Raw genomic sequence first — 20,312 nt, 5'->3', positions numbered from 1 at the left:
ATATATAGTTACCGAATCTCATCGCACAGGCATATCAATCAATCAGTTCATAACTGCAAACCTGAATAGGCATATCAAGATTATGTAATACTTTCTCAAGCTGAATGCCCTCCCGATTATCATATTCATAACCGAAGGTAGCACGAATACCCTGCAAAATAAACTGTGTGGCACGATCCAGAGCAATGGGCAGGCTGTCTCCCTGCAACAAGGCTCCGGTTACGACGCTGGTAAACGTGTCTCCTGTACCGGGATAATGGGCAGGCAGATAAGGGCAGGTTACTTTCCAATAACGGTCACCGTTACGGTTGTAAGCATATACAGAGGTCTTGTGTCTATCTCCCAACACCGGTACACTGGTGATAATCACTATCTCAGGACCACAATCAGAAAGCATGTGGAGGTATGATTTCAATTCCTCATCCGTATTCTGCTCTTTGTAAGGAATATCCAATAAGTAGAAAAGCTCCGTCAGATTCGGTGTTATCACATCTGCTTTGGTAATGAGATGCTTCATTTCGTCAATCATCGCATCCTTAAAGTTGGCATACAGTTTCCCATTGTCTCCCAATACAGGATCTACGACAACCAGCCCGTCCGGTTGACGGAAATCATCTATGAAACCAGAGACGACATGTATCTGGCGGGGAGAACCTAAATAGCCGGTATAAAAAGCATCGAACTGTACTTCCAGCTTTTTCCATTCAGAAATAATCTTCGGCATCTCGTCTGTCAGGTCGAGGAAAGAGAACTCCGGGTACTGGGTGTGGCTGGACAATACCGCTGTGGGTAACGGACACACCTGAAAGCCCATTGATGAAAGAATGGGAATGACCACTGTCAAAGAAACCCGCCCCACTCCCGAAAGGTCGTGAACGGCAACAACCTTCTTTACTTTATTCGCATACATATTATCTATATTATTATTTTTCCTACATTTGCCACATGAAAATCACCTGTATCATCTTAGGAACGGTCTCGCTGACGCTCGGCATCATCGGTATATTTCTGCCCCTGCTGCCCACCACGCCTTTTCTGCTGCTTACGGCTGCACTTTATTTCAGAGGCTCTCCCCGGCTATACCAATGGCTGCTGCACCATAGATACCTCGGCTCCTACATCCGCAATTACCGTGAAAACAAAGCTATTCCGTTACAGGCAAAAATCACTTCCCTGTTGCTGATGTGGGTAACCATGATTTACTGTATCTTCTTTCTGATTCCATTGGTATGGGTGAAGGCAGTGATGTTCCTCGTAGCGGCGGGAGTGAGCTGGCATATCCTGTCATTCAAGACGCTGAAGTGAATGGAGGTCCGCAGGACCCTTCAATAGCCAGCCTACCCCACTGATACAGAGAACCTCTCATCAGTCATACATCGTTCCATCCTGCATCAGCCTGCAAATTATCATTCAACGGCTCCTCCCAATCTCTCGAAGAACTCTCCCAAAGCCTTCCTTGCATCGGTCAGCTTGTCCTCCCAGTGCTTCACGGAGTTCTGCCCGATGATATCCGTCACGTACTTCACGGAAATGAACGGAACTTCCTTGGCACGACATACCAAGGCCTGGGCATATGCTTCCATGTCCACCACATCACCTTGCACATCCGAGAGTTCCGTCAGGAAAGTGTCTCCCGTATTGCATACCCCCTCACCTTGCCAATGCAGGCAGTAACCTTTCTCAGCCAGCAGTCCGGCAGAGTCAATCTCATATTCCATTCCCAGGTCGGTCAGCTTCTGCATATCGCGGTCTATAAAATGACGGCATACAAAAATATCTCCCACCCGGTGGCTGACAGTCCCCGCCGTGCCTACATTCACCACCAAATCGGGCTGTGCACGGTTAATGGCTTCTGCCAGATAAAAGGCCGACTTCACCTTTCCCACTCCTGTACGAAGATAGCCTATCTGCACTTCATCCTCACCTATCAGACCGGAAAACTTCAATTCCGTAAATTCGCCTTGAACGGCGTAAGTAACCAAGATTCTCATATTGTATTTTTTGAATGGGGTAAATGTACAACTCTTTTTCTGAATATCCGAAAACCGAAACAAGATTCGCAACTGCACCTCCCGACTAAGACTCCTCCATTTGCGATTTGATTCTTTCGACTTGCTTTATCAAAGCGTCCAACTTACGCCGGCTTCTCTCGCTCATTACCGGACGCAGGACAAACCAATTGACCGCCACCCACAAGAATAAGACAGAATATGCCATCACCCTAAACGCCAATGTCCAGCCAAGCGTATATTCATACATATAAAGAACAATTCCCACGGAAAGTAAGATGACATAAAGCCCCATGACTTTAGTCTGCATGAAGCTTTCTTTTTCTTTCAGCACAAGCAGATTATTCAAATAATCCCTATTCGTCTGTTTTTGATCCAACGCCTTATACAAAGAAATCATCTTTCGGTTGAACATCACAACGATACACATCGGCAATATGCCTATGATGATTCCTATTTTGGTACTCAGCAGATCCGGATTGAAATAAATCCAGATAAAAATCATGAAGACAATCGTCAACAATAGGATGAGATGGAGAAACACACTCTTTTTAAATCCATTCTTCCTGAAACGTCTTATCTGCTTCAGCAGTTCGGCTCGGTCGGCAGGCGGAACAACCTGCTTCTTCCACAATTCCTTTATATCGAAATCACTCTCCATATTCTTCAAATTTTCTTGTTAACAAAAGCTTTATACGATGGATGCGTACGCGTACATTGCCCTCGGACAATCCTACAATCCGGGCTATATCCACTTGCCGGACATCTTCCAGCTCCAATGAAATGATGATACGGTCTATTTCCGGCAGTTCGGAGATAAATTTATAAAGCAGTTCAATCCGGGGCTCCATCGCCGGAGTGTCCTCTTCAACCAAATTGACAGGAAAGGGTACTGACAGAGTTTTATCCTCTCGCTCCAGTTGTCGCAGGCAACGATTGGTAGCGATACGGAATATCCACGTATCGATGTTGGACTCATGCCTGAATGAAGGCAAACATTGCCAGACTTTGATGAAAGTTTCCTGGGCCATGTCCTGGGCAAGTGCATAGTCGTTCACATATCCCATACATAAACGGAATATCTTGTTCCAATACCTTTTATATATATCTTCAAACTCCACTACCGTTCTGTTATAAATGCACGAATCTGACTCAGAAACCATTCCTTGTCATCAAACATGATGAAGTGCAGCCCTTTATCCGCATATTTTATTTGTGCTCCGGACAGATTCTTATACTGTTCTTTAATCATCGTATCCAGATTTCTAAATGAGGGTTCCAACAAGATGAGAGAAGGGACAGTAATATATCTGATGCACTCCCTTAAGTCCGTATTCGAAAAATCACAAAACAATTCGGCATACGTCTTTCTGTCGGACGCCAACCCCCAATTTACGATTTCGGTACATTTCAGCGAGTCGGTAGTGAGCGTTGCCGCACCCATTCTTTGCATCTGTGCAAACCGGGAATCATCCATGGAAACAATCCTGTTCACCACCTCCCTGCAATGATTGTCGGAAGATGGTTTGAAACCGGGAACAGTCAATGCCTGCAAACAGGGCAAAGCATCTACCACTACCACTTTCTGTACCAGTTCGGGAAACTCGGCCGCAATGGCAAGCGCCAGGCCTCCTCCCATGCTATGTCCCATCAGAACGGGGCGTTCCATCCGCTTGTCCTTGATGAATTCGGCTATCTGCGTTTTCCATCTCCCGAATGACGGATGTTCCTCGGGGGCAGTACCGGCAAAACCGGCAAAAGTCAGTACATAACAGGTGCAATCGTCTTTCAAAGCCTCGACCGTCTCTGTCCAGACATCTCCCGAACATGCAAAACCGGGAATCAATATAACCGCTTGCTCTCCCGTTCCCGATTCAACAATCGAAAAAGGATAATCTTGTGCAAAGGCCAAAGCACAGGCCCCTAATACCATCAGTGTCCAAAGTAATCTTTTCATTGCCATACATTTTTCAGGTTTTACTCTTTAGATACGGAGCACTTCAAAATGTTACAAGAAAAGAAAGAAATCATTTTATTATGTAACTTTTCAATGCCTCTACGTACTCTTCGAAAGCATCGATCCCTTTCGGTGTAATCTTGCAAATAGTACATGGCATTTTTCCTTTAAATGTCTTTGTCACCTCCACATAGCCGGCTGTACTTAGCTTATCAATCTGTACACTGAGATTTCCTGCCGTAGCTCCGGTCTGCTGACGAATATAGACAAAGTCCGCTTCCTCAACACTGATAAGCAACGACATCACCGCAAGCCGCAGTTCGGAGTGGAGCAAAGGGTTCAGTTCTTTAAACATATCAACTCTTTTTCTTCTTTATACTAACCAACAACGCATATAGAGACATCCCCACTAAGGGTAAATGATAAAGTCCCAAATAAAATCCTGCATCGGTAGCGAAATTCCCCATATTGTAACAACCGATAATGAATCCTACAACTGCCGTTACCCGCAACAAAGTTACATCAATATCTCCTTTACTCAATATAAGCAGGGTAAGAAAAATCGGTGTCATCGGACAAAATGCCAAGGCGGAACCTCCGGTAAAGAGATGTATCACATTCCAGTCCGGAGTTGCTCCTTGTGTCATATCCATAGGCCACCACAAGCAAAAGAATGCCACAGGAATAGTCCAGCCCGTCTTCCAATTCAGATTGCTGAAAGTAAAATGACAATTTCCAAGCAATGCTCCCCTGAACCATAAGAAAGCAACCATCATCATCATCAATACATTAATAGTAACGATGCTAAGACCATACTTTTCCGTTAAAGCTACATTCTGTATAATAGTATATAGCGTGAAGCAACAGCCGGCATAGAACATAAACCAACGTGACACCTTCTCCTTCCGAATCACAAGTAGCAATATCATACCAATTGCCAATATTTGGAAAATCCAGGCATACGGATACATATTTTGTATAAATGCACTTGACAATGTGCCGATAATTATGCCTCCAATATTTTCCCATTGAAACCCCTTCGTTGCAATTGGGGGTAAAATGATTTGCATAACAATTATCAATACAATAAATTTCCATGATAGCAGAAATTTATCCAACGTATTATTGATTGTTTTCATATGGTTCCTCACTTCCTATTCTTTATTTCTTTCCGAACTTTATTATTTAATATATGCCCCGGAATAATCATCGAAAAAATAACAACTAAAGCAAATTCCAACAAAATAAAATATGAAGCGGTCTTATCCCAAACATCGAAAAACATATTCATGCCCAGCACCACTCCTAAACCTGGTAATGCAAAGAACGATGTCTGGCGAATAACCGCCCCCGTAAATATACTGCCCACCGACAACAATATAGCACAAAGCGGCAAGATTGTTTCAAAAGTATTTGTATAAGTAGCGCCAACGACGAATACCATACACAAGACTCCCAAGTATTTCCAAGCATCAGCCAACACTTTATCAACATAAGTTCTCACAGGTTTCTGTTGTTTCCACAATAAAAAATAACTTAACGTGTAACCAACAACGGGAATTCCCCAGAATCCCCACATCCAAACCGGATTTTTCGTAAAATAGACTCCTGCAAAAACAACCAAAGCAATCAATGCAGATACATATCCCCACAACAGAAACATATTGCCACTACCTGCATCAAGGTTTTTACGCGTATTCTGTATCATTTGAGCGATAAGTTCCAAACTCTCTTTCTCATTCAATCTCTTGTCTTCCATAATTCGTTTTTTTTATAAAATTCCATTCTTCTGATAATGCCTCAACAGTCGCTAAGTTGTCAATCTTGCATCTTTTTTCGTACATCCGCCAGTTCCACATCTACCATCGTTGTATCTGCTTTTACATCCAAATCGACTATTGCACAGTGTTCCACCGGAACTCCATCTTCCTTATCCAACCGATAGTTGCCGTTTTCATCGTGATAGACGTACAGTTTGCACTTACCCGCAGGCACTCCTTTCAGCTCCAATACCACATCACCTTCTTTGGCATCTACCATATTATGTTGCCCTTTGTCAGTAGCAATCATCACCTTTCCCTTAGAAGAAGGGATATTTGTCACCTTCACCGTCAGGTCACTCTGCGCAACCGCCGTAAATGTACACAGACTAAAAACGGCAAACACAATCCATTTATAACCGATCGCTTTCATAATAATATTCAGTTTAATGTCACTTAAATAAAACACTTTCGGGCTCGAACTCCACCGCAAATATACATGGTTTATATTATAAACCAAATTATATTATAAATTATTTTATGAGATTATTGATTTCTACTCCCCGGCAACTACATACTACTCCAATTGTGCCGAAGCAGTAGTACAGAAGACGGCAAAAAGTAATGTCCGCATTACTAAGAATTAATCGTCCGACATATATATTGTTATCGTCCTACTACTGTTTAATTATCGTCCGACAGATGTCGGACGATAATTAAACAGTAGTGGGACGATAAGTTCTTAGTAAGGGAAAAACTAATCGCCTGAAAGAAAAAAAATAAAACTTCATTATAGAACAAACAGTTTCCGCCTATCCATATATTATGGAAAAAGATTTCTCCAAAACACCAAATCCAGCACTTAGAAACAGCCTTGCAAGCATATTTACAGTTATTTCGACGCTTTTATAACATTTTCTTCCGAAAAGTTTTTGTAATCTACAAGTAAATCGTATTTTTGTGTACAATTTTGGTGTAGTAATGACAGACGAAGAAAAGAAGCTATTAAGTACCTTTGAGGCCAGGCTGCGACATTTAATCTATCTTCATGATGAATTAAAACGTGAAAATGCCGAGCTAAAGCAACTTCTCGAAACCAAAGAAGAAGAATATGAGAAGATACAAGCCGACTATAACGAACTGGAACTTAGCTACACTGACCTAAAAACAGCTACGACAATCAGCCTTAACGGCAGTGACGTAAAAGAGACGAAACTGCGATTGTCCAAATTAGTGCGTGAAGTCGATAAATGCATCGCTTTGTTGAATGAATAAAGAAAAGAGGATGTATGAACGATAAGATAAAGATAAATCTGCAAATGGCAGGCGCCTCCTATCCCCTCACCATCAACCGCGAGGATGAAGAAATGGTAAGAGAAGCCGCCAAACAGGTAGATATCCGGTTCAATGCGTATAGGGAACATTATCAGAATGTATCTCCTGAAAGGATTATAGCCATGGTGGCCTATCAGTTCTCTCTGGAAAACCTTCAGATGAAGGATCGTAACGATACCGAACCTTATACCACAAAAATAAAAGAACTGACAGAAGTATTGGAAGCCTATTTCAAAGAACAATAAGCAACTATTCTTCTGCCCGTTCGGAAAAGAAAGAGAATATTCGCGCACTGTACAAAAGCCTGTCCCTCAACAAGAACAGACCTTTATGCAGTGCTTTTTTATTTATATACTTAAACAAATTTATAAAATGACAGTAGTTACAATAGTAGTGTCCATTGCCTGCTTCATCGTAGGGGGATTTGCTTCGTACATGTTCTTCAAGCACGGACTGAAGTCCAAATACGACAACATCCTCAAAGATGCCGAAACGGAAGCAGAAGTAATTAAAAAGAATAAGTTGCTGGAAGTGAAGGAGAAATTCCTGAACAAAAAGGCCGACTTGGAAAAAGAAGTAGCCATCCGCAACCAAAAGATACAGCAGGCGGAAAACAAACTGAAACAACGTGAACTGGTGCTGAACCAACGTCAGGAAGAAATTCAACGCAAGAAAACGGAAGCCGAAGCTGTGAAGGAAAACCTGGAAGCTCAGTTGGCTATCGTTGACAAGAAAAAGGAAGAATTGGACAGCATGCAACGCCAGGAGATTGAGAAACTGGAAACCATTTCGGGCCTTTCTGCCGAAGAAGCCAAAGAACGCATGATCGAATCTTTGAAGGAAGAAGCCAAGACACAGGCTCAATCATTCATCAATGACATCATGGACGATGCCAAGCTGACGGCAAGCAAAGAGGCAAAGCGCATTGTGATACAATCCATACAGCGTGTGGCCACTGAAACGGCTATCGAGAACTCTGTTACCGTATTCCATATCGAATCGGACGAAATCAAAGGACGTATTATCGGTCGTGAAGGCCGCAACATCCGTGCCCTCGAAGCTGCCACCGGTGTGGAAATCGTTGTGGACGATACTCCGGAAGCCATTGTATTGTCAGCCTTCGATCCGGTTCGCCGCGAAGTGGCCCGCTTGGCACTGCACCAATTAGTGACAGACGGACGTATCCATCCGGCACGTATCGAAGAGGTAGTTGCCAAAGTACGCAAGCAAGTTGAAGAAGAAATTATTGAAACCGGTAAACGCACCACCATCGACCTCGGCATTCACGGCCTGCATCCTGAACTGATCCGCATCATCGGTAAGATGAAATACCGTTCTTCATACGGTCAGAACTTATTGCAGCATGCCCGTGAAACAGCCAACCTCTGTGCAGTCATGGCATCTGAATTGGGACTGAATCCGAAGAAGGCAAAACGTGCCGGACTGCTGCATGACATCGGCAAAGTGCCCGATGAGGAGCCTGAATTGCCACACGCACTCTATGGTATGAAACTGGCAGAAAAGTTCAAGGAAAAGCCGGACATTTGCAACGCCATCGGCGCACACCACGATGAAGTAGAAATGAATACCCTGCTGGCTCCTATCGTACAAGTATGCGACGCCATTTCAGGCGCACGTCCGGGAGCCCGCCGCGAAATCGTGGAAGCTTATATCAAACGTCTGAACGACCTTGAACAATTGGCAATGTCTTATCCGGGAGTCACCAAGACCTATGCCATCCAAGCAGGACGCGAGTTGCGCGTAATCGTAGGAGCAGACAAGATCGACGATAAGGCAACGGAAAACCTTTCCGGTGAAATAGCCAAGAAAATACAGGATGAGATGACTTATCCGGGACAGGTGAAGATTACCGTAATCCGCGAAACACGTGCGGTAAGCTATGCCAAGTAAAAAAGAAAAAGAGAAAATAAAAACGGGAAGGGTGAATGTATGTTCACCCTTTTTCATTCAAAAGCAACATAAAGATGAAACAGTTTCAATTTGAGGTCTGCGCCAATTCAGTGGAAAGCTGCCTTGCCGCACAGAAAGGAGGAGCACACCGGGTAGAATTATGTGCCGGTATCCCCGAAGGCGGCACTACTCCTTCTTATGGTGACATAGTCATAGCGCGCGAAGCATTGCAGAGAACCAAACTGCATATCATCATCCGTCCGCGCGGCGGTGATTTCCTCTACTCTCCGGTTGAACAGCGCATCATGCTGAAAGACATAGACAATGCCCGCCAGTTGGGGGCAGACGGGGTGGTGCTCGGATGTCTCACGACAGACGGAGACATTGACATCTCTCTGATGAAACAATTGATGGAAGCCGCACAAGGCATGTCGGTCACTTTCCACCGTGCTTTCGATGTTTGCCGCAATCCACAAAAAGCGCTCGAAGATATCATCAGTTTAGGGTGTGACCGTATCCTGACTTCCGGAGGACAAGCAACTGCAGAGCAAGGCATCCCATTACTAAAGGAACTGCATAGACAGGCTGCCGGCCGCATCATCCTATTGGCCGGATGCGGGGTGAACGAAACGAATATTGCCCGCATTGCCCAAGAAACAGACATCCGTGAATTTCATTTTTCAGCAAGGGAAAGCTTAAGAAGTGACATGACTTACCGCAACGAAACTGTTTCCATGGGAGGAACAGTACATATTGACGAGTACTTACGCCCTGTAACTACCGTAGAAAGAGTAGAAAAAACAATCAGAAGCCTCATCCCTATGCGATAAGGCTTCTGATTGCCCAATATAATACATACTTTATCAAATCTTGTGTATAACCTTCATCAATTGTTCACCCAATCCAATGGTATAACCTTGCGAAACAAAGACTACACGGTTGAAGGTATCTGCTATAATAAATATCGGCAGCGTGTCTTTATGCTTCAGCTTCATCGCATCGGCTATTTGTGCGGCAATACCGTCGGTATCTATGCCATATATGATAGTAGAAGGTAATCCGGGAAAAGCCTCCTTCACAAACTTCTCCGATTGAGCCTTATCTGGAAAGAGCAACACGATTTTGCGTCCCCACTTCTCTAAGTCGGCCTTAAAGGTGGCAATGTCACGCAAAGCATGGTTGGTAGGTTCTTGATTGACACCCAATATACCAACCACGAAATAGCCACGGCCACATGCCTGCAACAAGCTTTTTGCAGACAGATCGTCCGGTGTGAAGCCATTGTCATACAACGGAGTGAAATGAGATTCCGAATTGAAATTTCCGATAACTTGTACTTCATCCTCGTTTGCACGCATAACCAACTGCACGGTTGTTGTCTGCCCCGGAGTTATGCTAAATGACGTGGCTTCGGTAAGCACTGCACCGCTTGCCAAACGAGTACCTGTCACAAGAACATAGTTTCCGGCATCCAGCGCAGTTCCCTCCTTCAAAAGATTGCTCCATGTAGCACCACCGCCCATATCAATATCACCCTCGTCATAAGACAGCAATTGCAGATTGCCTTGTGGCGTTATTTTAGAAATAGTGAAATGAGAATAATATTTCGGATCATCCAATCCTTTGACCGGTGAGTATCCGGCAATGAGCTTGCCTTTCCGGGCAGAAGCCTGCCCGGACGTCCCGAAGTTCACATCTACGGCTCCCTCATCTGTAACCAACTGCACCTTGCCCGTTACCTCGTCGATTCGTGCAGGAATTCCCATGCTACGTGCCATGGAAACGAAGAAAATGTCACGGCTATGAGCATCTGCCATGCGTGCTTTCCATACACCTTCGGGCGAAATTGGAGATCCCCCTAAATTACAATCTTTGTTCACCCGGATCTTTTCTGCAACCCAAGTCACCAATTTTCCCGGATCTGCCACATAAGTTTCAACATCCTCTTTCGGAATCACTTTGCCGAAGAAGGCTTTGTACGGAGTCAGCGTTTCATTGCTGACACGCGGATTACGCACATATTTACGATAATATTCTGCATTCGTGCGCACAGTGGATTGCATGTGGTCAATCAACACCTCCAGTCTGACATCACGAAGATCTTTGGCAGAAACTTGCTGCAACAGGTCAAGACCACCTTTCTTTGACTTATCAGAACGCAAACGGGCCATGAAGTTACAAATAGTCTTATAGTTGCCACGAGAGGCAACCAAAATTCCGGATGCCACATCCGCATCCAATTTATATCGTTCCGCAAAATTCCGTGCCGACTCCTCTGTCATGAATGTTGCCACATAAGCATTGCGTACAGAATCTTCCTGCGCCAGCCTCCTGTCATTCTCAGCACGTTGTTCCGGAGTTACTTCAGGAAGGTTCGCATTTTCCACAGGAGGCACGATATTGATATCCTCCGTAAAGTTCTCCCCTTCTTTCCTGTCGAGTACCACCGTCAATTCCTGCTGCTTCCCGAAAGAAAGTTTGGCAAAACCAAAACTACCGTCTTTCGATGCCCACACCAGCATATCTCCTCTGCCGGCAGTCAGGCTGCAAGTACCCGAATCATCAGTCTGCTTGGCAGCCACCGTATAAAACTCTGCGTAATTGTAGAGCTTGAATTCCACACGGGCGTCAGCAACAGCCCTTCCTTGTTCATCTTTTACCGACACAATCGCCTTGGCTGTCGGCGCATAATTATCTATCACATTAATCTCTGTATAACAGGGAGCAACAGACATCGTTTCCTCTTTACCCTCATAACGTCCAAATACCTTGGTATGCATCAGCATTCCCCGGCTGGCAGGGGCATTAAACCATCCCAAGTCGAGCACCGGTTCCGGCTCACAAGCTCCGAGAAAATGCCACTTTCCATCCGCCCATGCCTCTACCCAAGCATGATTGTCGTCCGTATGTGCCCAACGCGGCGTATATACCTGACGTGCAGGAATACCTACCGAGCGCAAGGCTGCAACCAGCAGTGTGGATTCTTCACCGCAACGGCCATAGGCGGTACGCACCGTCGCCAAAGGAGAACTGGTACGGGCATCGGAAGGTGTATAGACAGCTTTTTCATGACACCAATGATTCACTTCCAGAATGGCATCATAGATGGATAATGTTTTCACCCGGTCTTTCAGTTCCTTATAGAACACCACACGGGCGCTGTCCAAAGGCTCATTATTTACTCGAACCGGAAGAACAAAATGGCGGTACAAATCTTCCGGAATGTTTTTCCCCCAAGGCATCTCTTTTTCAGCCTGCTGCGAAGCACGCACATTCATCAGATGAAATTCACCGGAATAATCGGCAATATCCGCCAAAGGCATATAGGCATAAAGGAATTCCAACGCTTCCCGTTCGTAAGTAGTCAGCTCCCCATCGAATATGGAAAACATTTCTCCTTGTGTAATCAAGTTCTTTTTCTGTTCGAAATCTTGTTCCACGCGCTGACGGTAAGCAGCATCCGTCATGAAATGTGAATTGCCGCAAGCGACAAACAAACACGTCAGCCCGATTATTCCAAGAAATTGTGTAGCACGTCTCATATTGCACATTATTAAGGTTGAGCCACAAAAATAAGGATTATATTTGGATTTCTATTTCAAATGTATCACCAAAGTCATATCTTCATTAAAAGAAAAACGGCATTTGTCAAAAGAAGGTACTCCCATTACACCTTCGGCATCATTACTAAAACCGAACTTTTCCGTAGGAATACCGAAAGCCCCAGTGTCCAGTTTTCCATTTCCATTCTCATCCTGATAGAGAGAAATAGCATATGTACCGGCAGGCAATCCCTTACAAGGTATAGAAAGTACTTTGTCCTTTACGTCGACCCGGAAACCTGCCAATGGCTTCTTCATAAATGTCTCTTGAGAGTTGTAGATGGCTACGTAGAGATAACCTTCCGTTTTCTCTATATCACGCACTTCAATAGTTAAGTTCTGTGCAAATAATAACTGAGCTGCACCTTGCAATACAAATACTAAAAAGATAATCATTGCTTTCATTTTCGTTGAGTTTAAAAAGTTAATATTAGAAATTAGATACATCGTAAGCAGCCTTCTTACCAAGGGTTATATATACTCCTATGTAGAAGAAATGGTCACTGGACGCCAATATGGCTTTATTGTCTACCTTCCCGAATTCATTCTTCCGGCACAAGATATTGGTTGCGGAAGCATGGATAATCACCTTCTTGTTAACCAAATAAGTTAGTCCCAAATCCAAACTGTTATAGGGTTTCACCTCATCGTTCATCAAGCCTGGTAAAGTAGGGTTATGGTAAGGACGACCACTACTGAAACGATTGGTTACACCGATAATGGTATGTAAACTCGGTAAAGAGTATTTTACTACCAAGGCAGCATTATGTCGGGTAGCATACTGAGGTGTGGTCACTTCGGTATACTCTTGGTATTTACGTTTGGATATATTATAGGTATAAGAAAGCTGGTATTCCAGATTTTTAAGCAAAGCCTGGTCACGGAAGAAAAGATCGATACCTTTGCTATGTCCATATCCATTAGATGTCAAGAAGATAGCTTCAGGGGAAGCATTTACTTCAGTCAATGCCAAGCGATCATAATTCTTATAATAGAATTCGGCTTTGTAAAAGCGTCCACCGTTACCGTACTGGATACCCAGATTATATTGCAAACACGCTTCAGACTTCAAATCAGGCTGGCGAACCAAATATTCATTCTCCGGTAATTGTGTATAGCGCCCTATGGTTCCTGAAAACATGACATCTCCCCAATGATAGTTCAATGCTAACCGCGGAGAGAAATTCACTTTTCGGTTTAGTGAAGTATACTCCGTACGAAAAGAAAGTTCGGCTTTAAGTTGCTCTACAGGATAATAAGTAGCCGAAAAGAATCCTGCACTAACCGTGGGCGACATACTATTACTATCATCAATTTCGGAAAGCAGATAATGATTCTTATAAGAACGGATATAGCTCTCCAATCCCATATCCAAGCGAAAAGTCGATGACAAACGTTTAAAAACTTTAGTTTTCAGATGCAACTCTTGTTGACGCTCCAACCAATCGTCACTTGCCAAAACAGCACCATTTATCTTCTGCTCATTGAACGAATAGGCTGCACCCGCAAACCAATTCCATCCACCCGACATGCGACGGCGAAAAGTTGCATTGATATAAGCATTATCCTCACCCAAACCAAATAATCTACGTTCTTCTCCTTCATAGGTAGAAAGATCCGTACGGTCATACTGGGCATATATCTTTAAAGTAGTAGCCTCATCAGGAGTATACCGGAACTGAGCGGCCCCTGAAAACATCCGATAGGGTTTTGAGAACTCTTTACGGCCGGAATAAATCTTATCATATAATCCCAAATTCTGATAGTTCAAATCCACCGACAAAGAGCCTTTATCAAAGACGTGTGTACCTCCGCCTCCTACCCCGACAACCGAAGCATTCACTCCCACTTTATTAACCCGACTATAATCTTTTGTCTCCAAAGGCAGTACGGCAGAGAGCGCTTCTCCATATTCTTGTGAAGCACCACCGGAAGCAAGGTTCACCCCGCTAAACATAAAAGTGGAATAACGGCTTCGAGCCGGTGTATTGATACCATTTGAAGTATAAGGATTCAATACATGCATACCATCTATATAGGTTTGTGTCTCACTACTACTGCCGCCGCGTACCAGCAGTTCACCGGTTTCACCTTGCACCTGCGTACCGGGCAATGTTTGCAATGCTTTGTATAAATCACCGTTTGCGCCGCCCACCGTAACCAGTTCTACCGGATGCATATCACTCCAACGACTATTAGCAGCAGGAGTTTTACGTCCTTTCACTACGACTTCTTCCAATCCGACACTATCGATATTGAATTTAATTTGTATCGTATCTGTTATTACCTTTTGTGCTATAGATGGATGCACAAAGAATAAAATACTTAAAGCTAAAAGAATAATTTTCCGTTTCATATCTCTATGTTTATTTTCGATTACCAACATGCAATTTGCTTTCGCTGTTGCAAACATAGAGGAAGATTTCAGAGCAAAAAAATATCCGGGACAGACAGCCCGGATATGTGACTAATGGCAATCATCCTGTGACGAATGACGTATTTCTGTGACGAATAATTAGCTTGCTACCTCATTCTCTATCAACATTTTCACCTCTTTGGCGTATGCTCTTGAAACAGGAACTTCTTCTTCACAGCCTTCCAATCGCAAGCGATACCCCTGTGAGTTTCCTTCTACTTTTACTACCTTTCGGACATTCACCAGAAAAGCGCGGTGACAACGAATTATATAAGAGTAACCGGCTATCGTTTCTTCCGCCTGCTTCATCGTGACTCGCAATAATTTTCGGATAGTACCCTGGCCTTTTACAGAATAATAAACCACTTTTACATAATTTCCCTCCGCCTCTGCATAAAGAAAATCACGGACTGACACTTCCAATCTTTCTTTTACTCCACCAGAAAAAAACAACCATTCCCCGCTACTTTCTTTTTCTTTGGCCAAAGGACTCCTATCTTCCTCAGAAAGCTTCCTTGAAAGATAAAAGTTCATTTCAGTCGCAGCCTTCAAATTACGAGTCAGCAATAGATTCCGATTCCACATCAAGAAGAAAGTGACAGGGAAAAGAGCCAGTATCATCACCCAAGACAAAGCCATAAAAAACAATCGCCCATTCAGCCAAACTCCCATCAACCATGACAGATAAATCCAGACTCCGACAGCTATCAACAAAAGAAACAGAAGCATATTCAAGACGTATTTACCCAAAGTCCAATTTTGTTCTTTATAATAGGAAGGAAACAAAATTGGCAACAAATACGTAAAAATACCCGATGCTCCTGCAGCAATGAATGCAGAACCAGCTACAATCCAAAATTTATTTTCTTCTATCCGCGAAATACCAAATGGTTGCAATATATAAAGTATCAAGAAAATGATTACCGGAGGTATCACTACAGATTTCCAGCGCCGATAAAGCGTAGGGTAAGGGCTTCGTAAAAGCTCCATCAGTTTATTCATCATATCCTTCTCTTTATAAAATTAAACCCATACTTGAATTCTTTGAACAAAAGTACTTGATTCAAGCTGCAAATCCAAGTAAAAGGAAGAAAGAAAAGGTAAGATCAATGTCACATATTTGTAATATCAGGTTGGCAAAAAAGCGCTTTTTCATCTCCAAAACATAGATTTTATGAATATTTTTATGTTGTAGAACATGTTTTTCAGAAATTATTCGTATCTTTGCAGCGTTGATAAGAGAAAATAAGAAAGATGTAAAACCCGCTTTCCGAAACGCGGAAGGCACAAAAAGAAGATGATTATGAAAAAGAATGAAAATGAAATTTTAATGTTACAGTACCGTATCAAACGCTATCAAGCAATGGGAAACGGAACTATGTGCCAGACTTTAAATGGCAAACTCCAAAAACTGCTCGCAAAGCAGTCACATATTACCATGTAAACAACACCTTTAAATACAATGAATGAGGGCGGAGAACTTAAAAGTTCCCCGCCCTTTTCTTTCAGTCCATTTTATCTGCTGGCATAAGAATACGAGAAAATCAGGCTACCACTATGTCTTTTCCGAAAGGTGTCAAGGCCAATCCAGCCAATTTAAAATGCTGTATTCCAAAAGGGATACCTATAATTGTTATACACAGCAATAATCCGAATACTAAATGCGACAGACTTATCCAGATACCTCCTAATAATATCCAAAGCACATTCATAAGTACATAAAGACAACCACCCGAACGTTCTCCATTACGCACTTCTTTACCGAAAGGCCATAAAGCAAGCCCTGCCATTTTCATGGTCTGCATACCAAAAGGAATACCTACTATCGTTATCATTAACAGCAGGCTGGCAACAACATACTCAATAGCGGTGAAAATGCCTCCAAGTAGCAGCCACAAAACATTCATTAAACACCCCATACTTCTCTTTTTTTAATACAAACGCAAATATAATATTATTTATTTAAGATTTTGCAGACTCATAATAAAGTAATAAGAAAGTTACCATTGCCAATCGCTGAATTCAAAACTCAGTTGCTCCCAAACATTACTTCTCCTCTCCCCTTCTTCACAAGGATTAGATACAGACAATCCTATCAGACGAATGGGATGCCGTTCATACTCCACTTCTTGTAATAACTGTTTGGCCAAAGGCAAAATCACGTCAAGGGCAGTCAGTTCCTTAAGCTGAGTCATACTACGGGTTATCTGGCTGAAATCATGAAACTTGATTTTTAGGGTAAGCGTATTTCCACGGAAGTTTTTATGTTCCAAACGTCCAACCAGTTCCACAGCAACATGATACAGTTCAATGATAACAGAAGAACGCTCACTGATGTCTTTCTCCAAAGTATGCTCACATCCTATGGATTTACGGACATGCACCGCCTCTACCGGACGTCGATCTATTCCCCTTGCGAAGTCATAATAAACAATACCCACCTTACCGAATTCACGAGTCAGCATATCTTGAGAACAACTGCGCAGATCTTCTCCTTTATGAATTCCCAGAAGATGCATTTTCTTTGCTGTAACCGGACCTACTCCCCAAAAGTTTTCAATCGGCAAGCCTGCTATAAACTTTAATGCCTGATCCGGATGAATTGTACACAACCCGTCAGGCTTGCGATAATCAGAGGCTATCTTGGCAAGGAACTTATTATATGACACACCGGCAGAGGCAATCAAGTGCAGCCTGTCCTTTATCTTCAGCTTTATTTCTTTGGCGATATCCACAGCCAACGAGATGCTGAGCTTATTTTGCGTCACATCCAAAAAAGCCTCATCAAGAGAAATAGGTTCGATAATATCAGTATATTCATGGAAGATCTCATGTATCTGGCAAGAAACAGCCTTATATACTTCCATCCTTCCCGGCACAAAGATAAGTTGGGGACAGAGACGCCTCGCCTTCTGCGACGACATGGCCGAACGCACTCCAAAACGCCGTGCCTCGTAACTGGCTGCTGCTACCACACCCCGTTCTTCCGAATGTCCCACTGCAATCGGCTTGCCCCGCAGTCCCGGATTGTCGCGCTGCTCTACTGAGGCATAGAATGCATCCATGTCAATATGAATAATCTTTTGTCCGGTCATTGTCATAATAACTCCCGATACAAAGATACACTAATTTTTCTTCACTTGTAATATCCGACGATAGACATAAACAAAAGCAGGTATCAGAAAAGCATCGGCAAATATCCATGCTGTAGGATCACCGAAGCATACCGCCATATAGCCGAAAGCTGGCACTGCCAGCAAACTGACTGATATACGCGCAATCATCTCTGAAACGCCCGAAAGCATGGCAAAGTTCGTAAATCCGACTCCCTGGATAGTATAGCGCAAGATACAGAGTAACCCCAAAACCGGAAAGAACGAAACCGATATATGCAGGAACAATTCCGTATCTCTCAGTATTTCCTGTTCTGAAGCCTCCACAAAAAGCAAAGCAAATATTCCGGCTCCCGACATCAATATACAAAAAGTAAATGCCCAATAGATTATCATCATCAAAACGCTTGCTTTCACTCCCATCCAGATACGTTCGGATTTACCTGCACCATAATTCTGCCCACTGTAAGTGGCCATCGCCATCCCTAAACTTTCAAAAGGACACATAAAGAACATCTTTATTCGCATGGCAGCGGTAAATGCCGCAACGCAAGCAGTTCCCAAAGCGTTATTGGCACTTTGCAACATAATGCTGCCAACGGCTGTAATGGAGAATTGCAATCCCATCGGTACACCGATATACATTAATGTACGGGCCAAGGCTCCGTTGAATTTCCTTTCTGCGGAAGTTGCTTTCAGTATATCAAAATGCCGCATCATATAAAAATAGCACAGCACAGCCGATACACCCTGTGAAAAAACTGTGGCAACAGCAGCTCCTGCCACTTCCCAGTCCAATACAAGTATACAAAACAAATCAAGCAGAATATTCAGTACTGTCGAAAAAAGCAAGAACCAAAACGGGGTTTTGCTGTCTCCTAAAGCACGGATGATGCTGGACAGCAAATTATAGGAGAAAGTACAGGGAACACCGATAAAGGTAATCAGCAAGTAACGATAGGCTCCCTTAAATATACTTTCCGGAGTACTCATTGCACGCAGAATATCGGCGCAAAGCAAGCTCGTAATCACGGCAATAACCAGCGACATTACCCCCGCCAACCTCAGGCTGACAGCCACATAACGACGCATCGTACTATAATCTCTCGCACCGAACTTCTGAGCCACCGGAATGCCGAAACCGCCACAACATCCGTTGCAAAAGCCCAAAATAAGGAAAATGACCGAGGTGCTTGCCCCAACCGAAGCCAGAGCATCAATACCCAGAAAACGACCTACAATCGCTGCATCTACCAGCGAATAAGTCTGTTGCAGCAGGTTGCCGAGCAACAAGGGCAAAGTAAAGTTGAAAATCAACGGGAGCGCTTTGCCCTCCGTCATCTCTCCGGATGTAGCCATATAAATCTGATATCCGCTAAAATCGGATACAAAAGTAGTAAAAGATATGATTGCCGGAATTGATAAACATCAAAAGATTACTCTTTACAGCAGCAGGCTGGCATCTTTCAAGACAGAACTGTGAACCAGATAATCAGGAGTCTCGGCATAAATGTATATCACACTTCCTCCCTTGATGGTATCAATGATGGGACGGGAAAGTTTTTGCGGTACGGCAGGACAGCCGAAACTTCTGCCTAAACGCCCTCCCTTACCCACAGCCGAAGGATCGGCATAAGCAGCCCCGTGCATTACGATGGCACGCTCGCGAGCACGGTCATTGATACCTTTTTCAAGACCGTTCAGAACAAGCGAGTACCCGTTCTTTCCTTGATAAGTGGATTCCGTAAGATAAAATCCCAACGAACTTTTGTAAGAACCATATTCGTTGGAAAAAGAAGTGGCATAATTCTCCCCACTGTTCTTCCCGTGAGAAACAACCGATGAAAAAAGCATCTTGCGCTGTTTCATATCAAAGACATAGAGCCGTTCCTCGGTAGAAGGACGGGAAAAGTCGATCAGTGTCAGAATATCCCGTTTTCTGTTTTCTATTTTATCATATCCCACCACTGCTTGCCGAAAGGCTCTCCAGTTTACCATCCCTTCCAAACCCATGGAACGATAAAGTTCGGCACAGGCTGTAATCCCGGCAAATGTCCCGGAGGAATTTCCTTCTGCCACACCATCCAACGGCTCGCCTTCCAAAAACAGAGAGCAAGGAACAAACGCGAGTAAAAAGAACAATATAAATCTCTGCATAATTCTTCTGACCGGAAAAGAACGGGGACAAAGTTAGAACTTTTTCTCCATA

At 43.5% G+C, this 20,312-nt stretch carries 23 protein-coding genes; 6 read left to right on the top strand and 17 right to left on the bottom strand.

The genetic code is table 11. The annotated features are described in order from the left end of the window. Positions 1 to 34: 34 nt before the first annotated feature. Entirely contained in the window at positions 35 to 910 is an 876-nt protein-coding gene (locus BACHE_RS07885) for a pyridoxamine kinase (protein WP_013547175.1), read from the bottom strand. Positions 911 to 945: 35 nt separating this feature from the next. Here BACHE_RS07885 and BACHE_RS07880 point away from each other — a divergent pair, with 35 nt between their 5' ends. Further along, complete coding sequence (locus BACHE_RS07880; protein ID WP_013547174.1) at positions 946 to 1,305, top strand: YbaN family protein; 360 nt, start codon at positions 946 to 948, stop codon at positions 1,303 to 1,305. Positions 1,306 to 1,406: 101 nt separating this feature from the next. Here BACHE_RS07880 and BACHE_RS07875 read toward each other — a convergent pair whose 3' ends face one another. The 8 genes from BACHE_RS07875 to BACHE_RS07840 all read right to left on the bottom strand — a co-directional run bounded on the left by BACHE_RS07875 (position 1,407) and on the right by BACHE_RS07840 (position 6,159). Then, a complete protein-coding gene (locus BACHE_RS07875; RefSeq protein WP_013547173.1) occupies positions 1,407 to 1,991 on the bottom strand; it encodes a 5'-methylthioadenosine/S-adenosylhomocysteine nucleosidase family protein in 585 nt (194 codons plus the stop codon). An 85-nt stretch (positions 1,992 to 2,076) separates the two neighbouring features. Continuing rightward, positions 2,077 to 2,670 carry a hypothetical protein gene (locus BACHE_RS07870; RefSeq protein WP_013547172.1) on the bottom strand — a complete coding sequence of 198 codons (594 nt, stop codon included), beginning with the start codon at positions 2,668 to 2,670 and terminating at the stop codon, positions 2,077 to 2,079. Next, complete coding sequence (locus BACHE_RS07865) at positions 2,660 to 3,130, bottom strand: RNA polymerase sigma factor (RefSeq protein WP_013547171.1); 471 nt, start codon at positions 3,128 to 3,130, stop codon at positions 2,660 to 2,662. The genes BACHE_RS07870 and BACHE_RS07865 overlap by 11 nt, the downstream gene beginning before the upstream one ends. Next, complete coding sequence (locus BACHE_RS07860) at positions 3,130 to 3,966, bottom strand: alpha/beta fold hydrolase (protein ID WP_245530923.1); 837 nt, start codon at positions 3,964 to 3,966, stop codon at positions 3,130 to 3,132. Before BACHE_RS07860 ends, BACHE_RS07865 begins: the two co-directional genes overlap by 1 nt. Positions 3,967 to 4,036: 70 nt before the next feature. After that, positions 4,037 to 4,321 (bottom strand): winged helix-turn-helix domain-containing protein, encoded by a 285-nt coding sequence (locus BACHE_RS07855; protein ID WP_013547169.1) that lies wholly within the window; start codon positions 4,319 to 4,321, stop codon positions 4,037 to 4,039. A 1-nt stretch (position 4,322) separates the two neighbouring features. After that, positions 4,323 to 4,895 carry a hypothetical protein gene (locus tag BACHE_RS07850; protein WP_245530922.1) on the bottom strand — a complete coding sequence of 191 codons (573 nt, stop codon included), beginning with the start codon at positions 4,893 to 4,895 and terminating at the stop codon, positions 4,323 to 4,325. Between the two features lie 218 nt (positions 4,896 to 5,113). Beyond that, positions 5,114 to 5,725: a hypothetical protein gene (locus tag BACHE_RS07845; protein WP_013547167.1), complete on the bottom strand. Its 612-nt coding sequence runs from the start codon at positions 5,723 to 5,725 to the stop codon at positions 5,114 to 5,116. Between the two features lie 59 nt (positions 5,726 to 5,784). After that, positions 5,785 to 6,159 carry a DUF2141 domain-containing protein gene (locus tag BACHE_RS07840; RefSeq protein WP_013547166.1) on the bottom strand — a complete coding sequence of 125 codons (375 nt, stop codon included), beginning with the start codon at positions 6,157 to 6,159 and terminating at the stop codon, positions 5,785 to 5,787. 548 nt (positions 6,160 to 6,707) lie between these two features. Here BACHE_RS07840 and BACHE_RS07835 point away from each other — a divergent pair. The 4 genes from BACHE_RS07835 to BACHE_RS07820 all read left to right on the top strand — a co-directional run bounded on the left by BACHE_RS07835 (position 6,708) and on the right by BACHE_RS07820 (position 9,802). Further along, positions 6,708 to 7,001: a hypothetical protein gene (locus BACHE_RS07835; RefSeq protein ID WP_041579742.1), complete on the top strand. Its 294-nt coding sequence runs from the start codon at positions 6,708 to 6,710 to the stop codon at positions 6,999 to 7,001. Positions 7,002 to 7,015: 14 nt separating this feature from the next. Continuing rightward, complete coding sequence (locus BACHE_RS07830; protein WP_013547164.1) at positions 7,016 to 7,306, top strand: cell division protein ZapA; 291 nt, start codon at positions 7,016 to 7,018, stop codon at positions 7,304 to 7,306. Between the two features lie 127 nt (positions 7,307 to 7,433). Further along, positions 7,434 to 8,972, top strand: a complete 1,539-nt coding sequence (gene rny / locus BACHE_RS07825; RefSeq protein ID WP_013547163.1) for a ribonuclease Y — start codon at positions 7,434 to 7,436, stop codon at positions 8,970 to 8,972. A 74-nt stretch (positions 8,973 to 9,046) separates the two neighbouring features. Further along, positions 9,047 to 9,802: a copper homeostasis protein CutC gene (locus BACHE_RS07820; protein ID WP_013547162.1), complete on the top strand. Its 756-nt coding sequence runs from the start codon at positions 9,047 to 9,049 to the stop codon at positions 9,800 to 9,802. A gap of 33 nt (positions 9,803 to 9,835) precedes the next feature. Here BACHE_RS07820 and BACHE_RS07815 read toward each other — a convergent pair whose 3' ends face one another. The 4 genes from BACHE_RS07815 to BACHE_RS07800 all read right to left on the bottom strand — a co-directional run bounded on the left by BACHE_RS07815 (position 9,836) and on the right by BACHE_RS07800 (position 15,992). Continuing rightward, positions 9,836 to 12,514 (bottom strand): transglutaminase family protein, encoded by a 2,679-nt coding sequence (locus BACHE_RS07815; protein WP_013547161.1) that lies wholly within the window; start codon positions 12,512 to 12,514, stop codon positions 9,836 to 9,838. A gap of 51 nt (positions 12,515 to 12,565) precedes the next feature. Further along, positions 12,566 to 12,979 carry a DUF2141 domain-containing protein gene (locus tag BACHE_RS07810; protein WP_013547160.1) on the bottom strand — a complete coding sequence of 138 codons (414 nt, stop codon included), beginning with the start codon at positions 12,977 to 12,979 and terminating at the stop codon, positions 12,566 to 12,568. 25 nt (positions 12,980 to 13,004) lie between these two features. Further along, positions 13,005 to 14,930, bottom strand: coding sequence for a TonB-dependent receptor plug domain-containing protein (locus BACHE_RS07805; RefSeq protein WP_013547159.1), 1,926 nt, complete (start codon positions 14,928 to 14,930; stop codon positions 13,005 to 13,007). A gap of 159 nt (positions 14,931 to 15,089) precedes the next feature. Further along, a complete protein-coding gene (locus tag BACHE_RS07800; RefSeq protein WP_013547158.1) occupies positions 15,090 to 15,992 on the bottom strand; it encodes a LytR/AlgR family response regulator transcription factor in 903 nt (300 codons plus the stop codon). Between the two features lie 301 nt (positions 15,993 to 16,293). Between BACHE_RS07800 and BACHE_RS17545 the strand changes: the two genes are divergently transcribed. Beyond that, positions 16,294 to 16,434 carry a hypothetical protein gene (locus BACHE_RS17545; protein ID WP_187289293.1) on the top strand — a complete coding sequence of 47 codons (141 nt, stop codon included), beginning with the start codon at positions 16,294 to 16,296 and terminating at the stop codon, positions 16,432 to 16,434. A gap of 100 nt (positions 16,435 to 16,534) precedes the next feature. Here the strand turns inward: BACHE_RS17545 and BACHE_RS07795 are convergent, their stop codons facing one another. The 4 genes from BACHE_RS07795 to BACHE_RS07780 form a co-directional block, all read right to left on the bottom strand. Continuing rightward, entirely contained in the window at positions 16,535 to 16,909 is a 375-nt protein-coding gene (locus BACHE_RS07795; protein WP_013547155.1) for a YccF domain-containing protein, read from the bottom strand. Positions 16,910 to 16,990: 81 nt separating this feature from the next. Further along, positions 16,991 to 18,085, bottom strand: coding sequence for a DNA polymerase IV (gene dinB, locus BACHE_RS07790; RefSeq protein ID WP_041579266.1), 1,095 nt, complete (start codon positions 18,083 to 18,085; stop codon positions 16,991 to 16,993). A 30-nt stretch (positions 18,086 to 18,115) separates the two neighbouring features. Beyond that, the gene (locus BACHE_RS07785; protein ID WP_013547153.1) at positions 18,116 to 19,462 is read right to left on the bottom strand and encodes an MATE family efflux transporter; all 1,347 of its coding nucleotides are present in this window, start codon (positions 19,460 to 19,462) and stop codon (positions 18,116 to 18,118) included. Between the two features lie 84 nt (positions 19,463 to 19,546). Continuing rightward, complete coding sequence (locus tag BACHE_RS07780) at positions 19,547 to 20,260, bottom strand: murein L,D-transpeptidase catalytic domain family protein (protein ID WP_013547152.1); 714 nt, start codon at positions 20,258 to 20,260, stop codon at positions 19,547 to 19,549. Positions 20,261 to 20,312 lie beyond the last annotated feature (52 nt).

The organism is Bacteroides helcogenes P 36-108 (assembly GCF_000186225.1).
GTDB classification, from domain to species: Bacteria; Bacteroidota; Bacteroidia; order Bacteroidales; family Bacteroidaceae; genus Bacteroides; species Bacteroides helcogenes.
The sequence above is the reverse complement of the archived record's forward strand: the minus strand, read 5'-3'. Positions and strand labels throughout refer to the sequence as shown.

Coding starts and splice junctions, on each gene's coding strand:
- BACHE_RS07815 (WP_013547161.1), bottom strand. CDS start 12,514: ATGAGACGTGCTACACAATTTCTTGGAATAATCGGGCTGACGTGTTTG.
- BACHE_RS07875 (WP_013547173.1), bottom strand. CDS start 1,991: ATGAGAATCTTGGTTACTTACGCCGTTCAAGGCGAATTTACGGAATTG.
- BACHE_RS07870 (WP_013547172.1), bottom strand. CDS start 2,670: ATGGAGAGTGATTTCGATATAAAGGAATTGTGGAAGAAGCAGGTTGTT.
- BACHE_RS07860 (WP_245530923.1), bottom strand. CDS start 3,966: ATGAAAAGATTACTTTGGACACTGATGGTATTAGGGGCCTGTGCTTTG.
- BACHE_RS07795 (WP_013547155.1), bottom strand. CDS start 16,909: ATGGGGTGTTTAATGAATGTTTTGTGGCTGCTACTTGGAGGCATTTTC.
- BACHE_RS07785 (WP_013547153.1), bottom strand. CDS start 19,462: ATGGCTACATCCGGAGAGATGACGGAGGGCAAAGCGCTCCCGTTGATT.
- BACHE_RS07880 (WP_013547174.1), top strand. CDS start 946: ATGAAAATCACCTGTATCATCTTAGGAACGGTCTCGCTGACGCTCGGC.
- BACHE_RS07830 (WP_013547164.1), top strand. CDS start 7,016: ATGAACGATAAGATAAAGATAAATCTGCAAATGGCAGGCGCCTCCTAT.
- BACHE_RS07800 (WP_013547158.1), bottom strand. CDS start 15,992: ATGAATAAACTGATGGAGCTTTTACGAAGCCCTTACCCTACGCTTTAT.
- BACHE_RS07845 (WP_013547167.1), bottom strand. CDS start 5,725: ATGGAAGACAAGAGATTGAATGAGAAAGAGAGTTTGGAACTTATCGCT.
- BACHE_RS07810 (WP_013547160.1), bottom strand. CDS start 12,979: ATGAAAGCAATGATTATCTTTTTAGTATTTGTATTGCAAGGTGCAGCT.
- BACHE_RS07885 (WP_013547175.1), bottom strand. CDS start 910: ATGTATGCGAATAAAGTAAAGAAGGTTGTTGCCGTTCACGACCTTTCG.
- BACHE_RS07850 (WP_245530922.1), bottom strand. CDS start 4,895: ATGATATTGCTACTTGTGATTCGGAAGGAGAAGGTGTCACGTTGGTTT.
- BACHE_RS07780 (WP_013547152.1), bottom strand. CDS start 20,260: ATGCAGAGATTTATATTGTTCTTTTTACTCGCGTTTGTTCCTTGCTCT.
- BACHE_RS07855 (WP_013547169.1), bottom strand. CDS start 4,321: ATGTTTAAAGAACTGAACCCTTTGCTCCACTCCGAACTGCGGCTTGCG.
- rny (WP_013547163.1), top strand. CDS start 7,434: ATGACAGTAGTTACAATAGTAGTGTCCATTGCCTGCTTCATCGTAGGG.
- BACHE_RS07835 (WP_041579742.1), top strand. CDS start 6,708: ATGACAGACGAAGAAAAGAAGCTATTAAGTACCTTTGAGGCCAGGCTG.
- dinB (WP_041579266.1), bottom strand. CDS start 18,085: ATGACCGGACAAAAGATTATTCATATTGACATGGATGCATTCTATGCC.
- BACHE_RS07820 (WP_013547162.1), top strand. CDS start 9,047: ATGAAACAGTTTCAATTTGAGGTCTGCGCCAATTCAGTGGAAAGCTGC.
- BACHE_RS07840 (WP_013547166.1), bottom strand. CDS start 6,159: ATGAAAGCGATCGGTTATAAATGGATTGTGTTTGCCGTTTTTAGTCTG.
- BACHE_RS17545 (WP_187289293.1), top strand. CDS start 16,294: ATGAAAAAGAATGAAAATGAAATTTTAATGTTACAGTACCGTATCAAA.
- BACHE_RS07805 (WP_013547159.1), bottom strand. CDS start 14,930: ATGAAACGGAAAATTATTCTTTTAGCTTTAAGTATTTTATTCTTTGTG.